We start from the raw sequence: 17156 nt of genomic DNA, 5'->3' as shown, positions 1-17156 counted from the left end.
TCGTCGATGGCCTCCTACCATCTGTCTGCATTTACACCACTTCCGTGGACTCTATCGCTTGCCGAGCTTTCTGGCGCTTCCGCTGACTTTCTGAGCTGCCTGTCCGGCAGTGAACGTGCTGGGTGGTGACGTGCAGCGCGCTGAACATTTCTGAGCTGCCTGTCCGGCAGTGAACGTTTTCTTTACCCAGAAGTTCCCGCTGCCTTGTTTCTGAGCTGCCTGTCCGGCAGTGAACGACATGTGGACGCCGTACCGGGATGCGGTGCATTTCTGAGCTGCCTGTCCGGCAGTGAACATCATCTGTGGGGATTACAAAGACGTATTGCGTTTCTGAGCTGCCTGTCCGGCAGTGAACACGAACAGGTATTCCTGTACCGCATTGTTGTTTTTCTGAGCTGCCTGTCCGGCAGTGAACCACGCCCATCGACTCATCGGCGACTTCCTCCATTTCTGAGCTGCCTGTCCGGCAGTGAACGTCTCGGTGTGCGTGGGTCGGGGCCGGCCATTTTTCTGAGCTGCCTGTCCGGCAGTGAACGACCAGCCGACCATCCGGCCACTGCGCTGGCATTTCTGAGCTGCCTGTCCGGCAGTGAACAACATTTCTGAGTAGTCCGAAGTAGCTGTTGATTTCTGAGCTGCCTGTCCGGCAGTGAACAAACAGCACGCCTTCCAGCTGGTGCTGTACCATTTCTGAGCTGCCTGTCCGGCAGTGAACCGCAGCAGCCGGCGGCCAGCCATGCCGCCGTATTTCTGAGCTGCCTGTCCGGCAGTGAACATCAAGAAGACCTTCTCCGGCATCGCGGACGATTTCTGAGCTGCCTGTCCGGCAGTGAACCGGCGGCGGCTGAATTTGACCCAATCAGAAATTTTCTGAGCTGCCTGTCCGGCAGTGAACATGTTCGCGGCGCCGGTTTCCAGTTGCTCGATTTTCTGAGCTGCCTGTCCGGCAGTGAACCGCGCCGCGCGACTGGTAGGTCATGTCGGGCATTTCTGAGCTGCCTGTCCGGCAGTGAACTCACGTCGCGGCCTTCCATTTCATCCGCAGTATTTCTGAGCTGCCTGTCCGGCAGTGAACGGAATCGCCAAGCCTACCGTGGCGAGTAACGGTTTCTGAGCTGCCTGTCCGGCAGTGAACAGGAACTGCAGCGTAGCGGAACGCATGGATGTTTTCTGAGCTGCCTGTCCGGCAGTGAACTTTCCGTTACTGTCACAGTGAAGTGCTTCATTTTTCTGAGCTGCCTGTCCGGCAGTGAACATCAAGCGCCGGTAGGCAGCATCTTCCAGCATTTTCTGAGCTGCCTGTCCGGCAGTGAACCTTGCCTGGCTGGGCTTCGGTCTTGACCAGCCTTTCTGAGCTGCCTGTCCGGCAGTGAACATCCGCCTCTACCTCATGACCCTTGGCCAGCATTTCTGAGCTGCCTGTCCGGCAGTGAACTTAGCTCCAGGTCGGGGCGCATCTGGTGGGCGATTTCTGAGCTGCCTGTCCGGCAGTGAACATCTTGTGGCGTACCGTCGTGACGTTCGTTAATTTCTGAGCTGCCTGTCCGGCAGTGAATGAGATTGCGAAGGCAAGACGCAGCTCCGGCAATTTCTGAGCTGCCTGTCCGGCAGTGAACGATTGAACCTGGCATCCTTGGAAAATGCAAAATTTCTGAGCTGCCTGTCCGGCAGTGAACTTTTTACGACAGCAACCGGCTTGACGGCAGTTTTTCTGAGCTGCCTGTCCGGCAGTGAACGCCTCGCCAAAGTTGACCATGGCGTTGGTAAATTTCTGAGCTGCCTGTCCGGCAGTGAACGCAATGACCGGGGTCGATCTTGTCCAGCAGGCTTTCTGAGCTGCCTGTCCGGCAGTGAACTTACCAGCCCGTCGCCCAGGTCGACGTCGATCTTTCTGAGCTGCCTGTCCGGCAGTGAACATGCAACGGCCCGCCGGCGTGCGCGCGCTGCTTTTCTGAGCTGCCTGTCCGGCAGTGAACATTGCAGCGTCGGCTGTTCCGGGATTTCGGTCTTTTCTGAGCTGCCTGTCCGGCAGTGAACCAGTCCTCTGCGTTTTGCGGGAAATCCGTGAATTTCTGAGCTGCCTGTCCGGCAGTGAACGCGGCATGGGCGGCGATGATGGGGGCCAAAGATTTCTGAGCTGCCTGTCCGGCAGTGAACTTGAGGACTGGCGGGAGCGAGTTAAGCCGAATTTTCTGAGCTGCCTGTCCGGCAGTGAACGTGGTGTTTCTGGATGACGCGCACAACCTCAGCTTTCTGAGCTGCCTGTCCGGCAGTGAACGCCGATGGGTGGCGATCTTGTGGGCGTACCGTTTTCTGAGCTGCCTGTCCGGCAGTGAACCAGCCGCCCCGGACATTTGGGGCGCGAAGCACTTTCTGAGCTGCCTGTCCGGCAGTGAACAATGGAAGGCACCACCGTGGCCGGCTCTCGAGTTTCTGAGCTGCCTGTCCGGCAGTGAACGTCTTCGACTTTTCCCATCGCTTGGCGCCGGTTTTCTGAGCTGCCTGTCCGGCAGTGAACGCGGCGGCTGGCGCTTGCGCCTGCTGGAAGATTTTCTGAGCTGCCTGTCCGGCAGTGAACGACCCCACGTTGTACTGGCGCGTGCATTCCAATTTCTGAGCTGCCTGTCCGGCAGTGAACGCATCAATGAAGGCTTCGTGGGCGAAGTAGTATTTCTGAGCTGCCTGTCCGGCAGTGAACATTTCGCGGCCAACCTTCTCTGCCAGCTCGCATTTCTGAGCTGCCTGTCCGGCAGTGAACGCGCCGTTGATGCGCAGCCGGTCGCCCTCGGTTTTCTGAGCTGCCTGTCCGGCAGTGAACTAGAGGCCTTCCGGCTGTTTGCCTTGGCTGGCAAGGTGTGCAGCGATTTTACAGCTAAAAACCCTTTTTTGGGGCAACCCCCTAAGCATCTGATTTTTAAAGAACTAGCCATACCCGCCAGAAAAAGGGTTGCGGCCAACGTTGAAGGTTGGCCGCAAGGCTCTGGCTTACCACGCCGGCAGGGTAGCGGTCTGGCTCAGGCCGTAGGCGTTGAATTCGCCGCTGGCCGCTTGCGTTGCCGTTTGCTGCACGATGAACAGCAAGAAGCGCTGGCCGGTGCTATGGCTCGTCAGCGTCAGGTATGGCAAGTCCAGCCATTTGGCCTTGTCGTCGGGGATCAGCCTGAGCGCCTCGGCTTCGCTCACGCCTTTGCGCCGCATCAGCCGTTCACGCTCACGGGCCGGGTTGCTTTTGGCCTGTTTGCGCTGTACGCGGACAAGGTTGGCCGCAGCCGGTACCGGCAGGATGTGGCCCGGCGTGACATGGTCGCGCATGCCGGCCAGCCAGTTTGCCGCCATCAGGCTATCCAGCGCGGCGGCGCTGCCGTGCAGGCGCAGCGTGTCGCCCAGCGTGGGTGGCGCGATTTTGCCTTTGTCGCTTTTCACCGCCAGCGCGTAGCCGGGGAAGCTTGTGCCGATGTCGCGGCACTGCTGTGCGGCCAGTGCGCGGTGCAACTTGGCGTACAGCGCACCGAGCAAGAGCGGCAGCGCGAATTCCGGGTCCGGATGGATGCGGATATCCAGATAGTGGTCCATGGCTTAGCCCGCCTCGCCGAACACGCCGCCGCGAATCAGGGTGGCGATGACGAAGTGCTGCTGCTCCGGCGCCGGGGCGACGTCTTTCAGCACCCAGTTGTCGAGCAGGGTGTAGAAATCCTGCTTTTGCCTGGGCTGGCGGTAGGCGCGGCCCTGGGTGGTGACCGAGCCGTACGGCTCGATGGCGATGGGGCCATTGTCGGCGGCGCCGTCGTACCAGGTGTCGATGGTGCGCAGCGCGTTGCCGATTTTTTGCGAGTGAATGGCGGCGATGCGCTGCTCGCGCTGCTGCACGAAGTACAGCGTCTTGCTCTTGTCGCCACGGCCACGGTCCAGAATCAGCTCCTGGCTGGGGAACACCTCCTGCCCGGCGCCCACACGCACGTAAGCGGTAATCTGCAGCAGCACGTGCTGGCGGCCGGACAGGCCATCGGCAATCAGCGAACCCAGCTCGGCAATATTGCCGCCAGTGGGCAGCTGGCGCAGGCCCAGCGCCAGCGCGTCGAAAGTCCAGCCCTGCACCGCCTGACCGTCCTGCAGCTGGGTGACGCGCACTTCCACCTGTTCGGCGCCGACACGGTTGCGCCACAGGAAGCGGCCATTGGCCAGATTGGCCGCGTAGCGGCACGCCAGCTCGCCAAAGCCGTGCGCCTCGCGGTAGGCGGCGACGGTGTCCAGCAGCTTGGCGCGGTAGTCGGCCTTGTTGCAGGCGGAGGGTTCGCCGACGCCGGCCAGCACGCGCAGGGTGAAGCTGATTTTCAGGGTATCGGCGTCGTGCGGCAGGGTGGCGACGTCCACGGTTTGCGGATTAGGGTTGGCAATATTGGCATTAATCTTAAGCGGGTCTTGATCCGTGGCTACCAAATCGTTTGAGATTGTGCCGCGCACCGATTTTTCGCGCACTGCGACGTGCGGCCAAGCTTGGCTGTTGCCACGCTCGGCCCAGTTGCCGGCGTAGAACAGCGCGTCGGACGGGTCCAGCTTGCGTTCGAAAGCAAGCACTTTTGCTCGTTTATCCAGTTTGCTCATGCTTCTACTCCCAAAGTATGGTGTTCGGTCTGGTTGGCTGCTTGGTAATCGTTGCGGCAGCGGTAGACGCCGCTGTCTGCGTCGTGCGTCGGGTACCACAGCAGCTGGCGGTAGTCGTGGAGGCGGTGCGGGCTGAGCCATTCGCCCAGCGTATACAGGCTCTCGACAAAGCGCAGCGGCGTGCTGTCGTCGCGGGCGCCGGCCACCGTCCCCGCCTCGTACAGCGGCGAGAGCGCGCCGTAGCCCACCGGCAGCGGCACGATCCAGCCCCTACCCTGCTGGCGCGAGTGTTGCCATGCGGTATCGCCGTTGTCGTCGGTGACCGGGAAGTGGTTGATACGCGACTGGTCGAGCCAGGCGTCCAGCAGCGTGGCGTCCGGCGCCTGTGCACGCAGCGTGGCGTGATGGGCGTGCAGCAAGTCGTCGCGCGCCACCAGCGCATAGCCGGGCATCAGGTAACGGCGCAGCAGGCGGAATTGCCGCGCCCGTTCGTCTTCACCCTCAGCCAGTCGCGTCAGCCTGGGCTTGAGCGCGGAGCGGCCGGGCAGCACGCTGCCACCAGCAATGCGCAGGGTTGCCAGCGTGCTGCCAATCTGTTGCGCCAGCGCGTTCAGTTCCTCATCGCTGGCGGCTGCGCGCTGTTGATCCAGTTTCAGACCGAACAGCAGCGACAGCTGCAGGTGGATGCGGCCTTCCTCGACGATGGCGGCGGTGCTGCCATCCTTGCCGACCGGGTTGCGCGTCAGATTGAAGCGCTGCACATAGTCGCCATTGGTCTGCGCCTGATAGCCGTGGCTGACGATGCCGACGGCGGCAAAATGCAGGCCGCTATCGCTGCCTAGCTTGCGTTCCAGCGCCGTCATCAGCCCGGTGAAATGAGTGGGGCCGGGGTGGCCCCAGCTGTGCGGGCCGCTGATGGCGTTGGCGTTTTGTACCGACAGCTGCGGGATGTGCAGCAGCGCGTCGAGTGTGGGTAGCTTAGGCTGGCGCATGCTGCACCTCCGAAGTACCGGCCGCGGGCAGCAGGCGGTGGTCAAGGTCGCGGCGTTTGCTGTCCAGATCGCGCTGCCAGGCCAGGTCGTGCGCCAGTTCGCGCCGCCAGTAGTCGAACTCGGCCTCGTTCAGCGACAACTGGTGTTTGCTGAGGCGCTCCACGCCCAGGCTGCCGTTCAGCCAGCGCGCAAAACGCTCGGCCAGCTGGTACGGCCAGTCCTGCCACTGGAAAGCCTTGTTGAAGTCTGCGTCGTCTTCGGCGCGATAGGGGTCTAGCCAGCATTGCTCGTCCAGCGGCAGCCGGCAGTCGCTATCGGCCGTCCAGCCCTTGGGCAAGCCGTTGCTGAACGCCGCGCCGAACTGCAACAGCTCGGTGAAGATGTCCTCCAGCCAGGCATCGCGACGGTTGCGGATGTGGATATTGTTGGCTTCCGGCTTTTGCTTGCCCAGATAGTCGCGCAGCTCGCGCAGCAGGCGGCGCACCTGCGGCAGGCTGCCAAAACGCACGAACAGGCTATCCACGCCATACAGCGGGCGGGTGGCGCTGCTGTCCCACTGCGGCGGCAACGAGGCGAGCAGGTAGTTGTGCCCCCTTCGTACATGGTTAAGCCATGAGATATTTTTCCAGCCGTTTAAGGACTCGCCACCTTTCCTTTCCATCGCCAGCAAGGGGTAGTCGTGATAACCGTGCGGATGCTGCACGCCCTCGCGCCGCGCCTGCCGCGCGGCCTTGGCGTCGTCGCCGAAGCGGTGCGCCTGGATGCGGCCATACAGCCAGTGCGACAGCGCGCTGGAATGCAACACCGACAGCAGGTGAAAGTGGTCATTCACATGCACGTTCGGGCGCTTGCCGGCGGGCGTCACCGGCCAGTAGACCTGCTTGGCCAGCGCATGGCTGGCCGGGCCGCCGGCCGGCTCGGTAATGCTGCAAAATGCCTCGCGCCAGGCTTCGGCCTGTGCGGCATCGTCACTGAGCGCCGCCACGGCGTCGGCATCGCCCGCTTGCAGCAGCTGCAGCAGGCTGTGCCCTTGGTACTCCAGCTTGAGGAATTTGTAGACATCCAGCGCGGCGGCATTGCCGACCACATCGCTGGCAAAACCGGCCAGCGCATGGCTGCCGACCTCCTGCCGCGCCGGCAGGCTAGCGGGCGTGACAAACAGGCTGCTGCCACGCGCGTCGGGGTGGCTGGCTTTCAGCGGGTGGGTGACCAGCTGCAGTTGCGACACGCGGCGGGCGGCGTCTTCCAGCCATGCTGCCGGCTGGAACTGGGCAAGCAGCGCGTCGCGCTTGGGGTCGTCCGCGGCAAGCTTGTCCAGCTTGTCGGCGAGGCGGCCGTTGATGAATTCGGCAATCAAGGCCGTGATAGCCTTGCTGCGGGATGTGTGTTCGCTCATATCCTCCACCTGCAAAGGGTTGGGAAATCCAGGACAGCGCCAGCTGCCAAGAGTGATGGCAACCTTATCATCCCAAATGGGTAATGACAAATGCAGAACTGCTGCGACCTCTGCATGTCTGATCTGGCTTAAACAGGGCGCCCCAGCCCCACTGCGGCCAACCTTTCAAGGTTGGCCGCAAGTCTTTTCCCGCCCTCAGTCGCGCTTGCGACAAAAGCCCAGCGCCGGGTGAAAGTGCCAGCCTTGCAGATTGTTGCTGTCCACGCGCAGGGTGAAGGTGCCGTAGCGGCGGGCGCAGTCGCTGTCGCTCATATCCAGGCTGGCGGCCAGCGTCGCCAGTTCGACCAGATAGTCTTCGTTGCCCCACGGGCGGATGCCCCGGCCTTGCAGTAGCTCGGTATCGCCGATGGGGTGGATCAACTGATTGTTGTCCCGCTCACGGGTTTCGCCCTTACTGTCGCCCTGCTCCCGTCTTTTCAGGCTGATGCCGCCGTCCTCGCCGGGCAGCAGCACCATGTCCCACTCCTCGCCGTGGCTTAGCCGGAACGGCTGTTTTCTTTGTAGCGCGCCGTGCAGGCTGGCGCGGGGCATGGCCCAGCAGCTGGCGGCGCACAGGCGCGGCACGGGCGGCTCGTCGTCGTATTCGGCGGGCGTGTGCGTCTGGTTGAGGTCGGCCTGCAGGCGCGCGTGTTCGAGATCCACCAGATTGCTGCCGGCCTGCAAATCTGGCCGGGCCAGCAGCCGCGGGCGGGCGTCGGGGTGGCGGTAGTCGCCCTCCGGCAGGATGTCGGCCAGATCATGCTTGGCTAGCGGAAAATCGCCACTCTCGAAACCGGGGCGGCAATAGGCCGGCTTGCCGCCCAGCCAGGCGGCGAGGCTGTGCTGCAGGATCAGCAGGTTCTGCGCAGCGTAAGGTGCCGGCCAGTGGCGACGCACGCGGCCGGCGAGCTGGATCAGCGAGCGCATGGAAGACGGCTCGGCGATCGCCCAGTTATAGGAATGGTCGCGGCCAACCTCGCTGACCGGCGAGGACAGCACGATGAACAGGTGATCATCTTCCGCGCTGCCGTCCAGCTTGTCGCGGATGTCGGACAGGCTGAACAGCGCCTGCGGGTCGTGGCGGGTGAGCGCGGCGTCCAGCCGCCGCTCGATGGCGGAGCGCAGCAGCAGCGGGTATTGCGAGTGGTAGACGCAGAGGTGTACCTGCACGCCATCCGGCACGTCTTGCGAGTACAAGGCGCGGGCCAGCGGGTAGATCATGTCGATATGGGCGAGGCGGATCAGGCCGATGCTGACGCGCTTGCCGCTCCCCGGGTCGATGTCGTGGTTGGCCGCGTGCAGTCGCAGCGCATGCTCGCGCAGCAGGCTGGCCAGCGGCGCGAACATCTGCCGTTCGCTGCGCGGCACGCCGGTCAGCGGCAGCAAGGCCGCCGTGCGGCGCGGTGGCTGCGTAGCCAGCCAGGCGCTGCGTTGCTCGGCAAACGCCCGATGGGCTGTCTGAAAACTGGCGCCGTCGGCGCAATCGGCGACGTGGCGGTCGTGCTCATCCAGCCACAGGCAGCACACCTGCAGCGGCAAGCCGACCTGGCCGCGATGTTGCTGGTACTGGGCGCGGCCGGCGAGGTAAGCGTCGAACAGGCATTGCACCAGCGCCGGCGGCAAGGTGGCCGAGGACAGCAACACGCGGCTGCCGAGCAGCCCCGCCCAGTGCACGAGGCGGGTCAGCGCCGGCAGGTCTTCCACCGAGAAATCGTCCGGCTCGTCCAGCACCAGGTCGGAACTCATCAGCCGCAGCATCGGCGCGATCTGCCGCCCGCCGCGCGTGCCTTCGGTCGCCGGCGTCAGGTAGTCGATGGTGCAGACCAGCAGCGGCGCGGCCAGCAGCGCGTTGAAGCGTGGATCGTGGCTGAGCTGCTGCAACAGCGGGTGATCCGGGTTGCCTTCGAAGTGGACTGCGCAGTCTTCATCCAGCAGCGCCTCGCTGGAGGCCGAGCCGCTGGCTTCGGCCTGCGCGGCCTGATGCTCGAACAGCTCACGACTGGCCGCGCCGCCGACACGGATGGCGAGTTGGTCGTCATCCAGCTTCAGTCTGGCGCGAAAGGCGTGGCCGGTTTGCAGCGTCAGCGTGCGCAGGCCCAGCGCAAAGGCGCAGCGCAAGCCGGTATCCGGCCGTGCCAGCGCGTACATGATGCGGGCGTTGGCCAGCGTCTTGCCGCAGCCGGTGGATGCCATATTGACGATAAAGGCACCGTGTTGCACCGCCCGTTCGCGCACGCTGGCGGCCAGATCGTAAGCCTTGTCCTGCCAGGCGAAGCGCGGGTCGGCGCTGCGTTTTTGCAGCAGCGGGTGGCGGCCAAGCGGCGGCAGCGCCCGCGCGATATCCGGCAAGGCGCGGGCGGTCAGCAGCGCGTGACGCGCGACGCCGATCAGGTGTTCGGGCAAGGTCTGGTTGAAGTGGCGGCCTTGATGTTTCAGGTCGTCTTTAAGCGTGTTGGCGAAGGCGGTTTCATGCTCCTTGCCCGGCTGCCAGCCTGGCTTGACGGCCTGGCTGGAGAAATGGTGATCGGCCAGCATCAGCGTCAGCCGCGCCAGATGCAGCGGGTAAGGCTGATCCAGCCACGCGGTCGCCGCACCTTGCCGTGCGGCCAACTGCCTGGCGATAGCAGCCACGCGCTCGCGCCACAGCCGGTCGCCACAGGGCAGGCCATACGGAAAGCGCCAGTACGGCTCGGCCTCTTTGGCGCTGACGCCGTCGAAGGGCTGGTTCCATTGGCTGTTCAAGTCGCTCAGGCCGGTTGCGATGCGGCTGGCGGTCAGGGTTTGATCGTTACTCACCGGCAGGCGATGGTGGCTGAGCACCAGCCAGCACACCGCTGCGGCCAACGGTGGCAGCACGCCGTCGGCAAACGGCTTGTTACCTTTGGCTGCCGCGTCTTCGCCATCGCGCAGACCGGCTTGTTTCAGGCATGTTTCCCAATGCGCCGTCGTCATCTGTTGCGGGGCTTGCAGCCGCGCCAGCCAGCCGGCGTCGTCATCGCTACCGACAAAGGCCTGGATCAGCCGCAGCGATACCCATTCGTGACGGTAAAGGTTGGCCGCCAGTTTTTCTTTGCTGCGCAAGCGCGTCTGGAATGCGTCACAAGCCTTGCCGAGGTCATGAAACAGCGCGGCGAGGGTGGCGATGAGGCGGATGTCCTCGCCCGTCAGCCAGTCGTTTTCGTCGTGATCGCGCAAGATGTCGTTTTCGGTGCGGTTGGTCGGTGCCGCGCCTTCGGCATTGAAACGGCGCGCATCACCGACGATCCACAGCAACTCGCTATGGTCGCGCCCGCGCAGCCAGTGGCAGGCGACGGCGGTGTTCTTGCGCGCGGTCTTGCGCAGCAGTTTGCGCAGGGTGTCCAGCCCGGCCTGGGTGATGGGCGTCTGCCACACGCGGTCGCCGCGGCGCTCGGCAAACTGGTCGAGGATGCGGCGCGTCTCGGTCAGCGCCCGTTTATCGCACTGCGAAACCAGCAGGATGTTCATGCCGCCCTCCCCTGCTGCTCGGCAATGGCCTTGAGCTGGTCGATCATGAAATCCAGCGCCTCGCTGCGGGTGAGCTGGCTAATGCACTGCTGGCGGAAGGTCTGTTCGTCGTCGCCGTTCATGGCGCTGACAAAGGCCTGCGGCAGGATGATGGCGTCTTTGACCAGATCGGCCGCGTCGAACACCAGCCCGCCGCGCCGCGTCTTGCCGTGCAGGATGGCGAGGCCGTGCGGCAGGCCGAGCACCCAGGTCGCCGTCGCGCCCAGGCCGTAAGCCAGATAGTTGCCGTGGTCGAGGAAGCGGTTGGCCGGGTCGGCGCCGCTGCCGCGTTTGGCACGGGTGAACTCGCCGTAACGCGTGGCCTGCGCCGCGAGGCGGAACAGCTGCCTGGACAGCCGCGCCTCTGCGGTCAGCAGGCTGGTGTGATCGGGCGCGTGGCCGATGGCGTGGCTGGAAGCGGCCAGCACGGCGTCAAGGTTGGCCGCATCCACGCCGAAGCCGGCATCGCGCAGGCCGCGGTCATCCAGCCAGTGCTGGCGGATGCGCTGCAGCCGTGCCTGTTGCAGCAACTTGGCTGCGGCCAACCTTTTGGCTTCGTCAAACCAGAACTGCACCCACCATTGCAGGTATTCGGTGGGGCGATATTCGGACTGCGGCGATTGCCAGGCGATGTCGATTTCGCGCTCGCCCGCCGCAAACAGCGGCGTGCCGCCGCCGCCGCAAAAGCCGACCATCACCCCGGCACGGGCCAGCTCGCGCATCGCCGCTTGCGTGACCGAGGTGCCGGTGCCCAGCAGCAGCGTGGTGGTGTTGGCGATGGGGATGTTCCAGTACAGCGATTGCTTGCCTTGCTCGGTGACGTACTCGACGCGCCCGCCGTTGACCAGTACGCGGCAGTGTTCGAGGTAGTACAGATTGGCACGCTTGGAGTGCAGGATGGTTTTGAGATCGGAAGACGGGATTGTGTCCATGGTCATGGTAATGCCGGCATAAAATATAACATTCGCATTTACAGGTCGCGGTGGCAACTCTGCCAGCGCAGCACCCCCGGCGCCCTGCTTCGCACACGGGCCATGCTGTTGGCCCGGCGCTCCCGCCACCAGGCCTGCTTATCATCCGCCATACCCCTCGGCAGCCATCATGTCAGCCGCTACACTACAGCCCCCAACACACCGGATTGTGCCGGATCGCCATCATGCCCGACTGCTACCAGCCGTTGCGCCTGCCGCGCAGCGAGCATCACCCCCTCAACGGCCATCCCTGCCACGTGCTGCGCTGGGGCGAGGCCGACGCGCCGGCGCTGTTCATGCTGCACGGCTGGATGGATTGCGCGCACACCTTCCAGTTCGTCGCCGACCTGTTGCCACAGTGGCAGATCATCGCCCCGGACTGGCGCGGCTTCGGCGACAGCGGCTGGAACAGCGGCAGCTACTACAGCGCCGACTACCTCGCCGATCTCGACGCGCTGCTGCAGCACTACAGCCCACATGCCGCGGCCAACGTGGCCGGCCACAGCATGGGCGCGATGGTCGGCGGCCTGTACGCCGGCATCCGTCCGGAGCGGGTGGCGAAGCTTGCGCTGGTGGAGGGCTTCGGCCTTGCCGACAGCCGGGCGGCCGAGGCGCCGGGGCGCTACGCGCGCTGGCTGCGCGAGAAGCAGCAGCCACCGGCCTACCAGCCGCTAGCGTCACTGGCGGCGGTGGCACGCCGGCTGCAGGAGCGCAACCCGCACCTGGGCGCCGAGCGGGCCGCCTTCATGGCGCAGGCGCTGACCACGCAGCGCGACGGCGTGCTGAGCTACCGCGCCGATCCGCGCCACAAGATGGTCAACCCGGTGCTGTACCGGCTGGAAGAGGCCAAGGCCTGCTGGCGCCGCATCGCTTGCCCGGTGCAGTGGGTGATCGGCGGCGAGATGTGGGATCACCCGATGGCCAAGGGCGTGTTCGACACCCTGGACGAGCGCCGCGCCTGTTTTGCCGACCTGCGCGAAGCCGTCATCGCCGACGCCGGCCACATGGTGCAGTGGGAGCAGCCGGCAGGGTTGGCCGCAACGCTGCAATCGTTCTTTGCTCAGGAACAATCCGTCTAAGCCGGTGCTGGATTTCGGGCTGCCCTTAACGTAAGGTAAACGCCATTGTTGTTTTTACCGGAGCCCGCCATGACCCGCTACGCCCGCCATCTGCAACAGCGCACCATCGTCAACCCGTTCCAGGGCCTGCCACGGCTGGAGGCCGCCATCGGCCGCCGCATCGTGTCGCGCATCGGCTCCAACGAGAGCATGCCGATCGCCGGCCACCCGCTGGCGACGCAGTGGGGCGAGGCGCTGTACGAGCTGGCGCGGCTGTATCCGGACCCGTACGCCGGCGCCATCCGCGAGCGCGCCGCGACGCTGAACGGCGTAGATGCGGCCAACGTGGTGGTCGATGCCGGCGCCGACAGCCTGATCGCGCTGTTCCTGCGTGCACGGGTATCGCCCGGCGATGTGGTGGTGTGCACCGCCGGCACCTATCCCACCTTCCGCTACTTTGCCGAGGGCGTCGGCGCCGAGATCGTCGAGGTACCGTACGCCGAGCACGACGGCGTGCCGGTCAACGACCTGCCGGCGCTGGCCGCCGCCGCCAACGCGCACCAGGCGGCGCTGGTCTACCTCGCCAACCCGGACAACCCGACCGGCAGCTTCCATGCGCGTGACGCCATCGCCAGCCTGCGCGCCGCGCTGGCCGACGACACCCTGCTGCTGCTGGACGAGGCCTACATCGACTTCTGCGCCGCCGCCGAGCGCCAGGGCGTGCTGGCCAACACCGTGCGCCTGCGCACGCTGTCGAAGGCGCACGGCCTTGCCGGACTGCGTGTCGGCTACGCCATCGCGCCAGAGGAGTGGATCGCCAAGGCCGACCAGATCCGCACCCAGTTCGCCGTCTCAAGCTTCGCGCAGGCGGCGGCAGCGGCGGTGCTGGATGCGCCGCACTGCGCCGACACCATCATCCGCGACACCTGCCTGCTGCGCGAACGGCTGGACGGCGCGCTGCGTGACGGCGGGCTGACGGTGCTGCCGTCGCACACCAACTTTGTCTGCATCGTGTACCCGGACGCCGACAGCGCGCTGCAGCGGCAAAAGGCGCTGTTGCAGCAGGGCATCGCGGTGCATCGTCCGCCGCATCCGGCGATGCAGCACATCCTGCGCGTCACCGCCCATCCTGACGCATGCCGCGATACGGTTATTGCCATGCTGGCACGGGCCTAAAACGGGTACACTACACGGCATCATTCTTTGCCCCTCATAAAAGTTGCCCACCATATGAAGGTTCCCCATTTCGACCAAGACACCACTGCCACGCTGGTACGCAATCTGGTGATCCCGCCACGTCCGGCATTGCTGGACCAGCTCAGCGCGCTGCGCAACAATCCGGAGATGAGCCTGCTGGATGTCGCCGGGCTGATCGCCACCGACGTCGGCCTGTCGGCGGCCATTCTCAAGGCCGCCAACAGCCCGCTGTTCGGCACCCAGCGCAACATCACCTCGGTGCAGCAGGCGGTCAGCCTGCTCGGTATCCGCAACACCATCACCCTGGTCAGCGGCCTGCTGCTGCGCCTGGCGCTGACCGCGGAATCGCCGCCGGCAATCGAACAGTTCTGGGAACGCAGCATGCAGGAGGCGGCCACCGCCGCCGCGCTGTGCGAACGGCTGGGACGGCCGGCGGAGGAGTGCCAGAGCTTCGCGCTGTTCCGCAGCTGCGGCATCGCGGTAATGCTGATGCGCGATGCACGCTACGAACGCACGCTGCGCCTGATCGGCCAGGCGCGCGACCGCCAGATCAGCAAGATCGAGCAGGAATTCCACAATACCAGCCATGACATCGTCGGCTATCTGGTGGCACGCACCTGGAACATGCCGGAGCCGTTCTGCCAGGCCATCCTGCTGCAACACCAGCCGGAGCTGTTCCAGATAGGCAGCACGCCGCTGCTAGACCACGAACACAAGATGATGGTGGCGGTGGCGCGCGCGGCGCAGTATGTGTGGCGCACCAGTACCGACCACAACGGCGACGGCGCCTGGCGCGAGCGTGCCGACGAGATCGTCGGCTATCTGGGCATGCACATGACCGAATTCGAGGACTGGGTCGACGGCATGCACCACCAGCTGCACCACTGAGCCCGGCGGCTTGCGGCCCCGATGAAAAACCGGACGACCGCGTCCGGTTTTTGTTTGTGCGGTGCCCTGTTCAGTGGCGCGCTTCGCGCACCGCCGCCATCACGTCGAAGTTGAACAGGCGGTTGACGTCGTCTTCGTCGAACACATAACGTTGGCCGCAATACTCGCAGCCGATCTCGATGCTGCCCTGCTCCAGCACCACGTCGGCCGCCTCCTGGCCGCCGAGCAGCTTCAGCATCTCGCCGACGCGCTCCTCGCTGCAGTTGCAGGCAAAGCTGACCGCCTCCGGATCGAACACGCGCACCGTTTCCTGGTGATACAGCCGGTACAGGATGTCGTCGGCGCCCAGCGCCAGCAGCTCGTCCTGCTGCAGGGTGTCGGCCAGCGCCACCACGTGCGGCCAACCTTCGACGTCGCCGTGGCCGTCCGGCAGGCGCTGCAGCAAGAGGCCGGCGGCGGTGTCGTCGTTGCAGGCCAGGATCAGGCGGGTGTCCAGCTGCTCGGAGCGCTGCATGTAGTTCTCCAGCATCTGCGCGATGCTGTCGCCCTCCAGCGCCACGATGCCCTGCCACGGCTCGCCCTCTTTCGGCTCCAGCGTCACCACGAAGGTGCCGCCCTCGCCCAGCAGCTCGGCCAGCGGCGCGTCGGTGATGGCCGCGTCGAAGCGCGCGGTGGCGCGCACGGTGCGCTCGTTGGTGCACTCGGCCACCGCCAGGCGCAGCGCGCCCTTGCCGTGCAGCTGCATGATCAGCGTGCCGTCGAACTTGAGGTTGGCCGCCAGCAGGCTGCTGGCGGCGATCATCTGCCCCAGCACGTGGCGCACCGCCGCCGGGTAATTGTGGCGGCTCACCACCTGTTGCCAGGCACCGTCCAGGCGCACCAGCGCGCCGCGGACCGGCACACCGTCGAACAGGAAGCGCTGCAGGGTATCGGCTTGGTTCATTTGTCAAAATCCTTATCAATCGAAACAGTGTAGAGCGACATCGGCAACGCGCTGCTGGCGTCGAACTCGGTACCGGCATGCACCGCCGCCTCGGCGATCGCCCTGGCGTCCAGCGCGCTGTCGTACAGCGCGTGCATCGCACCCATCGCGAACTTGCGGCCGGAGCCGATGGCCCAGAAACGGGAAAATTCGTACACCTCGCGCATCGGATAGACACCGAAGATGCCGTGGCCATTGGCGACCAGCACCATCATCTGGCTGGACTCGTACGGGTCTTCCTCGTCTTCTTCCGGGCGCAGGAAAAAGTGGTCTTTCAGCTTGGGATGGATCTTGCGAAAGGTCTCGAACAGGCCGCTGCGGCTGGACAGGTCGCGCGATTTCGTTCCCTTCAGCGCACCCTGCAGCACCAGGTCGTGCGCCGCCGAGCCGGCAATGGCCAGGTAGCTGTCGCCCAGGCGGAATATCTTGTCGTGAAACACGTCATAGGCCGCCGGCAAACGCTGGTCGTCGCCAAACGTGGTCTGACTGTCCGCCGCGATGGCGATCTGCCCGTTCTTGCGTACTACCACGATGGTGGTCATCGCCATCTCCCCCGGAAAAGAAAGCAAAGGTGGTGATGTTACTGCAAATTGCAAGCCCTGCCCGCACCCGGGGTGGCAACGGGCTTGGCGCGCACGCCGCTGCATGAAACAATGGGATCTTGTCCATCCCCCGGCAACACCGCAGAAACGGACTCGCCATGTGCCAGCTGCTCGGCATGAACTGCAATACCCCGACCGACATCCTGTTTTCCTTCGAGGGCTTCCACCGCCGCGGCGGGCTGACCGACCATCACGCCGATGGCTGGGGCATCGCCTTTTTCGAGGGCAAGGGCGTGCGCCTGTTCATCGACGACAAGCCGTCGGCCGATTCACCGGTGTCGGCGCTGGTGCGGCAGTACCCGATCAAGTCGCAAAACGTGATCGCGCACATCCGCAAGGCGACGCAGGGCGTGATCAACCTCGCCAATTGCCACCCGTTCCAGCGCGAGATCTGGGGCCAGTACTGGATCTTTGCCCACAACGGCGACCTGAAGGATTTCCACGCCCGCCCCGGCTGCTACTACAACGCGGTAGGCAGCACCGATTCCGAGGCCGCGTTCTGCTACATCATGGAAGCGCTGCGCGCCAAGTGGTGCACGCCGCCGGACACCGCCACGCTGTTTGCCGAGATCGCGCGCCTGGCCGCAGAGCTGCACGGCCACGGCGTCTTCAACTTCATGCTGTCCAACGGCGACTGGCTGATCACCCACTGCAGCACCAAGCTGCACTACATCGTGCGCCAGGCGCCGTTTCCGGCCGCGCACCTGGTCGACGAGGACGTCACCGTCGACTTTGCCACCGTGACCACCCCCGACGACCGTGTCGCGGTGATCGCCACCGTGCCGCTGACCGACAACGAACAGTGGACGGCGATGCAGGCCGGCGAAATGATCCTGTTCCGGGACGGCGCACCGCTACTGCAACACCAGTCCTGACCGGCACGCACACGGTCACTGCCGCCGGC

Annotated in this window: 12 protein-coding genes and 1 CRISPR repeat array; of the genes, 4 read left to right on the top strand and 8 right to left on the bottom strand. The window is 65.0% G+C overall.

The genetic code is table 11. The features are described 5' to 3' along the window. Nucleotides 1–87 precede the first annotated feature (87 nt). Nucleotides 88–2818: direct repeats of the CRISPR family, unit length 28 nt; unit sequence TTTCTGAGCTGCCTGTCCGGCAGTGAAC. Nucleotides 2819–2985: 167 nt separating this feature from the next. The 6 genes from cas6f to cas1f all read right to left on the bottom strand — a co-directional run bounded on the left by cas6f (nt 2986) and on the right by cas1f (nt 11492). Then, the gene (gene cas6f / locus IE083_RS03630; RefSeq protein ID WP_189352264.1) at nt 2986–3573 is read right to left on the bottom strand and encodes a type I-F CRISPR-associated endoribonuclease Cas6/Csy4; all 588 of its coding nucleotides are present in this window, start codon (nt 3571–3573) and stop codon (nt 2986–2988) included. Nucleotides 3574–3576: 3 nt separating this feature from the next. Next, nucleotides 3577–4602: a type I-F CRISPR-associated protein Csy3 gene (gene csy3 / locus IE083_RS03625; protein WP_189352263.1), complete on the bottom strand. Its 1026-nt coding sequence runs from the start codon at nt 4600–4602 to the stop codon at nt 3577–3579. After that, nucleotides 4599–5594, bottom strand: coding sequence for a type I-F CRISPR-associated protein Csy2 (gene csy2, locus IE083_RS03620; RefSeq protein ID WP_189352262.1), 996 nt, complete (start codon nt 5592–5594; stop codon nt 4599–4601). The genes csy3 and csy2 overlap by 4 nt, the downstream gene beginning before the upstream one ends. Then, nucleotides 5581–6990 (bottom strand): type I-F CRISPR-associated protein Csy1, encoded by a 1410-nt coding sequence (csy1, locus tag IE083_RS03615; protein WP_189352261.1) that lies wholly within the window; start codon nt 6988–6990, stop codon nt 5581–5583. Before csy1 ends, csy2 begins: the two co-directional genes overlap by 14 nt. A gap of 195 nt (nt 6991–7185) precedes the next feature. Then, nucleotides 7186–10515, bottom strand: a complete 3330-nt coding sequence (cas3f, locus tag IE083_RS03610) for a type I-F CRISPR-associated helicase Cas3f (RefSeq protein WP_189352260.1) — start codon at nt 10513–10515, stop codon at nt 7186–7188. After that, nucleotides 10512–11492 carry a type I-F CRISPR-associated endonuclease Cas1f gene (cas1f, locus tag IE083_RS03605; protein WP_229799586.1) on the bottom strand — a complete coding sequence of 327 codons (981 nt, stop codon included), beginning with the start codon at nt 11490–11492 and terminating at the stop codon, nt 10512–10514. Before cas1f ends, cas3f begins: the two co-directional genes overlap by 4 nt. Before the next feature lie 218 nt (nt 11493–11710). Here cas1f and IE083_RS03600 point away from each other — a divergent pair, with 218 nt between their 5' ends. The 3 genes from IE083_RS03600 (at nt 11711) to IE083_RS03590 (ending at nt 14668) form a co-directional block, all read left to right on the top strand. Then, on the top strand, nt 11711–12604 hold the full coding sequence (locus IE083_RS03600; protein WP_189352259.1) for an alpha/beta fold hydrolase: 894 nt from the start codon (nt 11711–11713) through the stop codon (nt 12602–12604). A 69-nt stretch (nt 12605–12673) separates the two neighbouring features. Next, a complete protein-coding gene (locus tag IE083_RS03595; protein WP_189352258.1) occupies nt 12674–13759 on the top strand; it encodes an aminotransferase class I/II-fold pyridoxal phosphate-dependent enzyme in 1086 nt (361 codons plus the stop codon). Between the two features lie 54 nt (nt 13760–13813). Further along, complete coding sequence (locus tag IE083_RS03590) at nt 13814–14668, top strand: HDOD domain-containing protein (RefSeq protein ID WP_189352257.1); 855 nt, start codon at nt 13814–13816, stop codon at nt 14666–14668. A 70-nt stretch (nt 14669–14738) separates the two neighbouring features. On the opposite strand, the gene hslO is transcribed toward IE083_RS03590, so the two are convergent. Continuing rightward, complete coding sequence (gene hslO, locus IE083_RS03585) at nt 14739–15611, bottom strand: Hsp33 family molecular chaperone HslO (protein ID WP_189352256.1); 873 nt, start codon at nt 15609–15611, stop codon at nt 14739–14741. Then, complete coding sequence (locus IE083_RS03580) at nt 15608–16192, bottom strand: Ntn hydrolase family protein (protein ID WP_189352255.1); 585 nt, start codon at nt 16190–16192, stop codon at nt 15608–15610. Before IE083_RS03580 ends, hslO begins: the two co-directional genes overlap by 4 nt. A 158-nt stretch (nt 16193–16350) precedes the next feature. On the opposite strand from IE083_RS03580, the gene IE083_RS03575 reads away from it, so the two are divergent. Beyond that, entirely contained in the window at nt 16351–17127 is a 777-nt protein-coding gene (locus IE083_RS03575; protein ID WP_189352254.1) for a class II glutamine amidotransferase, read from the top strand. Nucleotides 17128–17156: the final 29 nt, after the last annotated feature.

The organism is Vogesella fluminis (genome assembly GCF_014652335.1).
GTDB classification, from domain to species: domain Bacteria; phylum Pseudomonadota; class Gammaproteobacteria; order Burkholderiales; family Chromobacteriaceae; genus Vogesella; species Vogesella fluminis.
The sequence above is the reverse complement of the archived record's forward strand: the minus strand, read 5'-3'. Positions and strand labels throughout refer to the sequence as shown.

What these genes read in the sequence shown, in the direction of transcription:
- IE083_RS03580 (WP_189352255.1), bottom strand. Translation starts at nt 16,192, where the DNA reads ATGACCACCATCGTGGTAGTACGCAAGAACGGGCAGATCGCCATCGCG.
- cas1f (WP_229799586.1), bottom strand. Translation starts at nt 11,492, where the DNA reads ATGACCATGGACACAATCCCGTCTTCCGATCTCAAAACCATCCTGCAC.
- IE083_RS03600 (WP_189352259.1), top strand. Translation starts at nt 11,711, where the DNA reads ATGCCCGACTGCTACCAGCCGTTGCGCCTGCCGCGCAGCGAGCATCAC.
- IE083_RS03575 (WP_189352254.1), top strand. Translation starts at nt 16,351, where the DNA reads ATGTGCCAGCTGCTCGGCATGAACTGCAATACCCCGACCGACATCCTG.
- IE083_RS03590 (WP_189352257.1), top strand. Translation starts at nt 13,814, where the DNA reads ATGAAGGTTCCCCATTTCGACCAAGACACCACTGCCACGCTGGTACGC.
- csy1 (WP_189352261.1), bottom strand. Translation starts at nt 6,990, where the DNA reads ATGAGCGAACACACATCCCGCAGCAAGGCTATCACGGCCTTGATTGCC.
- hslO (WP_189352256.1), bottom strand. Translation starts at nt 15,611, where the DNA reads ATGAACCAAGCCGATACCCTGCAGCGCTTCCTGTTCGACGGTGTGCCG.
- csy3 (WP_189352263.1), bottom strand. Translation starts at nt 4,602, where the DNA reads ATGAGCAAACTGGATAAACGAGCAAAAGTGCTTGCTTTCGAACGCAAG.
- csy2 (WP_189352262.1), bottom strand. Translation starts at nt 5,594, where the DNA reads ATGCGCCAGCCTAAGCTACCCACACTCGACGCGCTGCTGCACATCCCG.
- IE083_RS03595 (WP_189352258.1), top strand. Translation starts at nt 12,674, where the DNA reads ATGACCCGCTACGCCCGCCATCTGCAACAGCGCACCATCGTCAACCCG.
- cas3f (WP_189352260.1), bottom strand. Translation starts at nt 10,515, where the DNA reads ATGAACATCCTGCTGGTTTCGCAGTGCGATAAACGGGCGCTGACCGAG.
- cas6f (WP_189352264.1), bottom strand. Translation starts at nt 3,573, where the DNA reads ATGGACCACTATCTGGATATCCGCATCCATCCGGACCCGGAATTCGCG.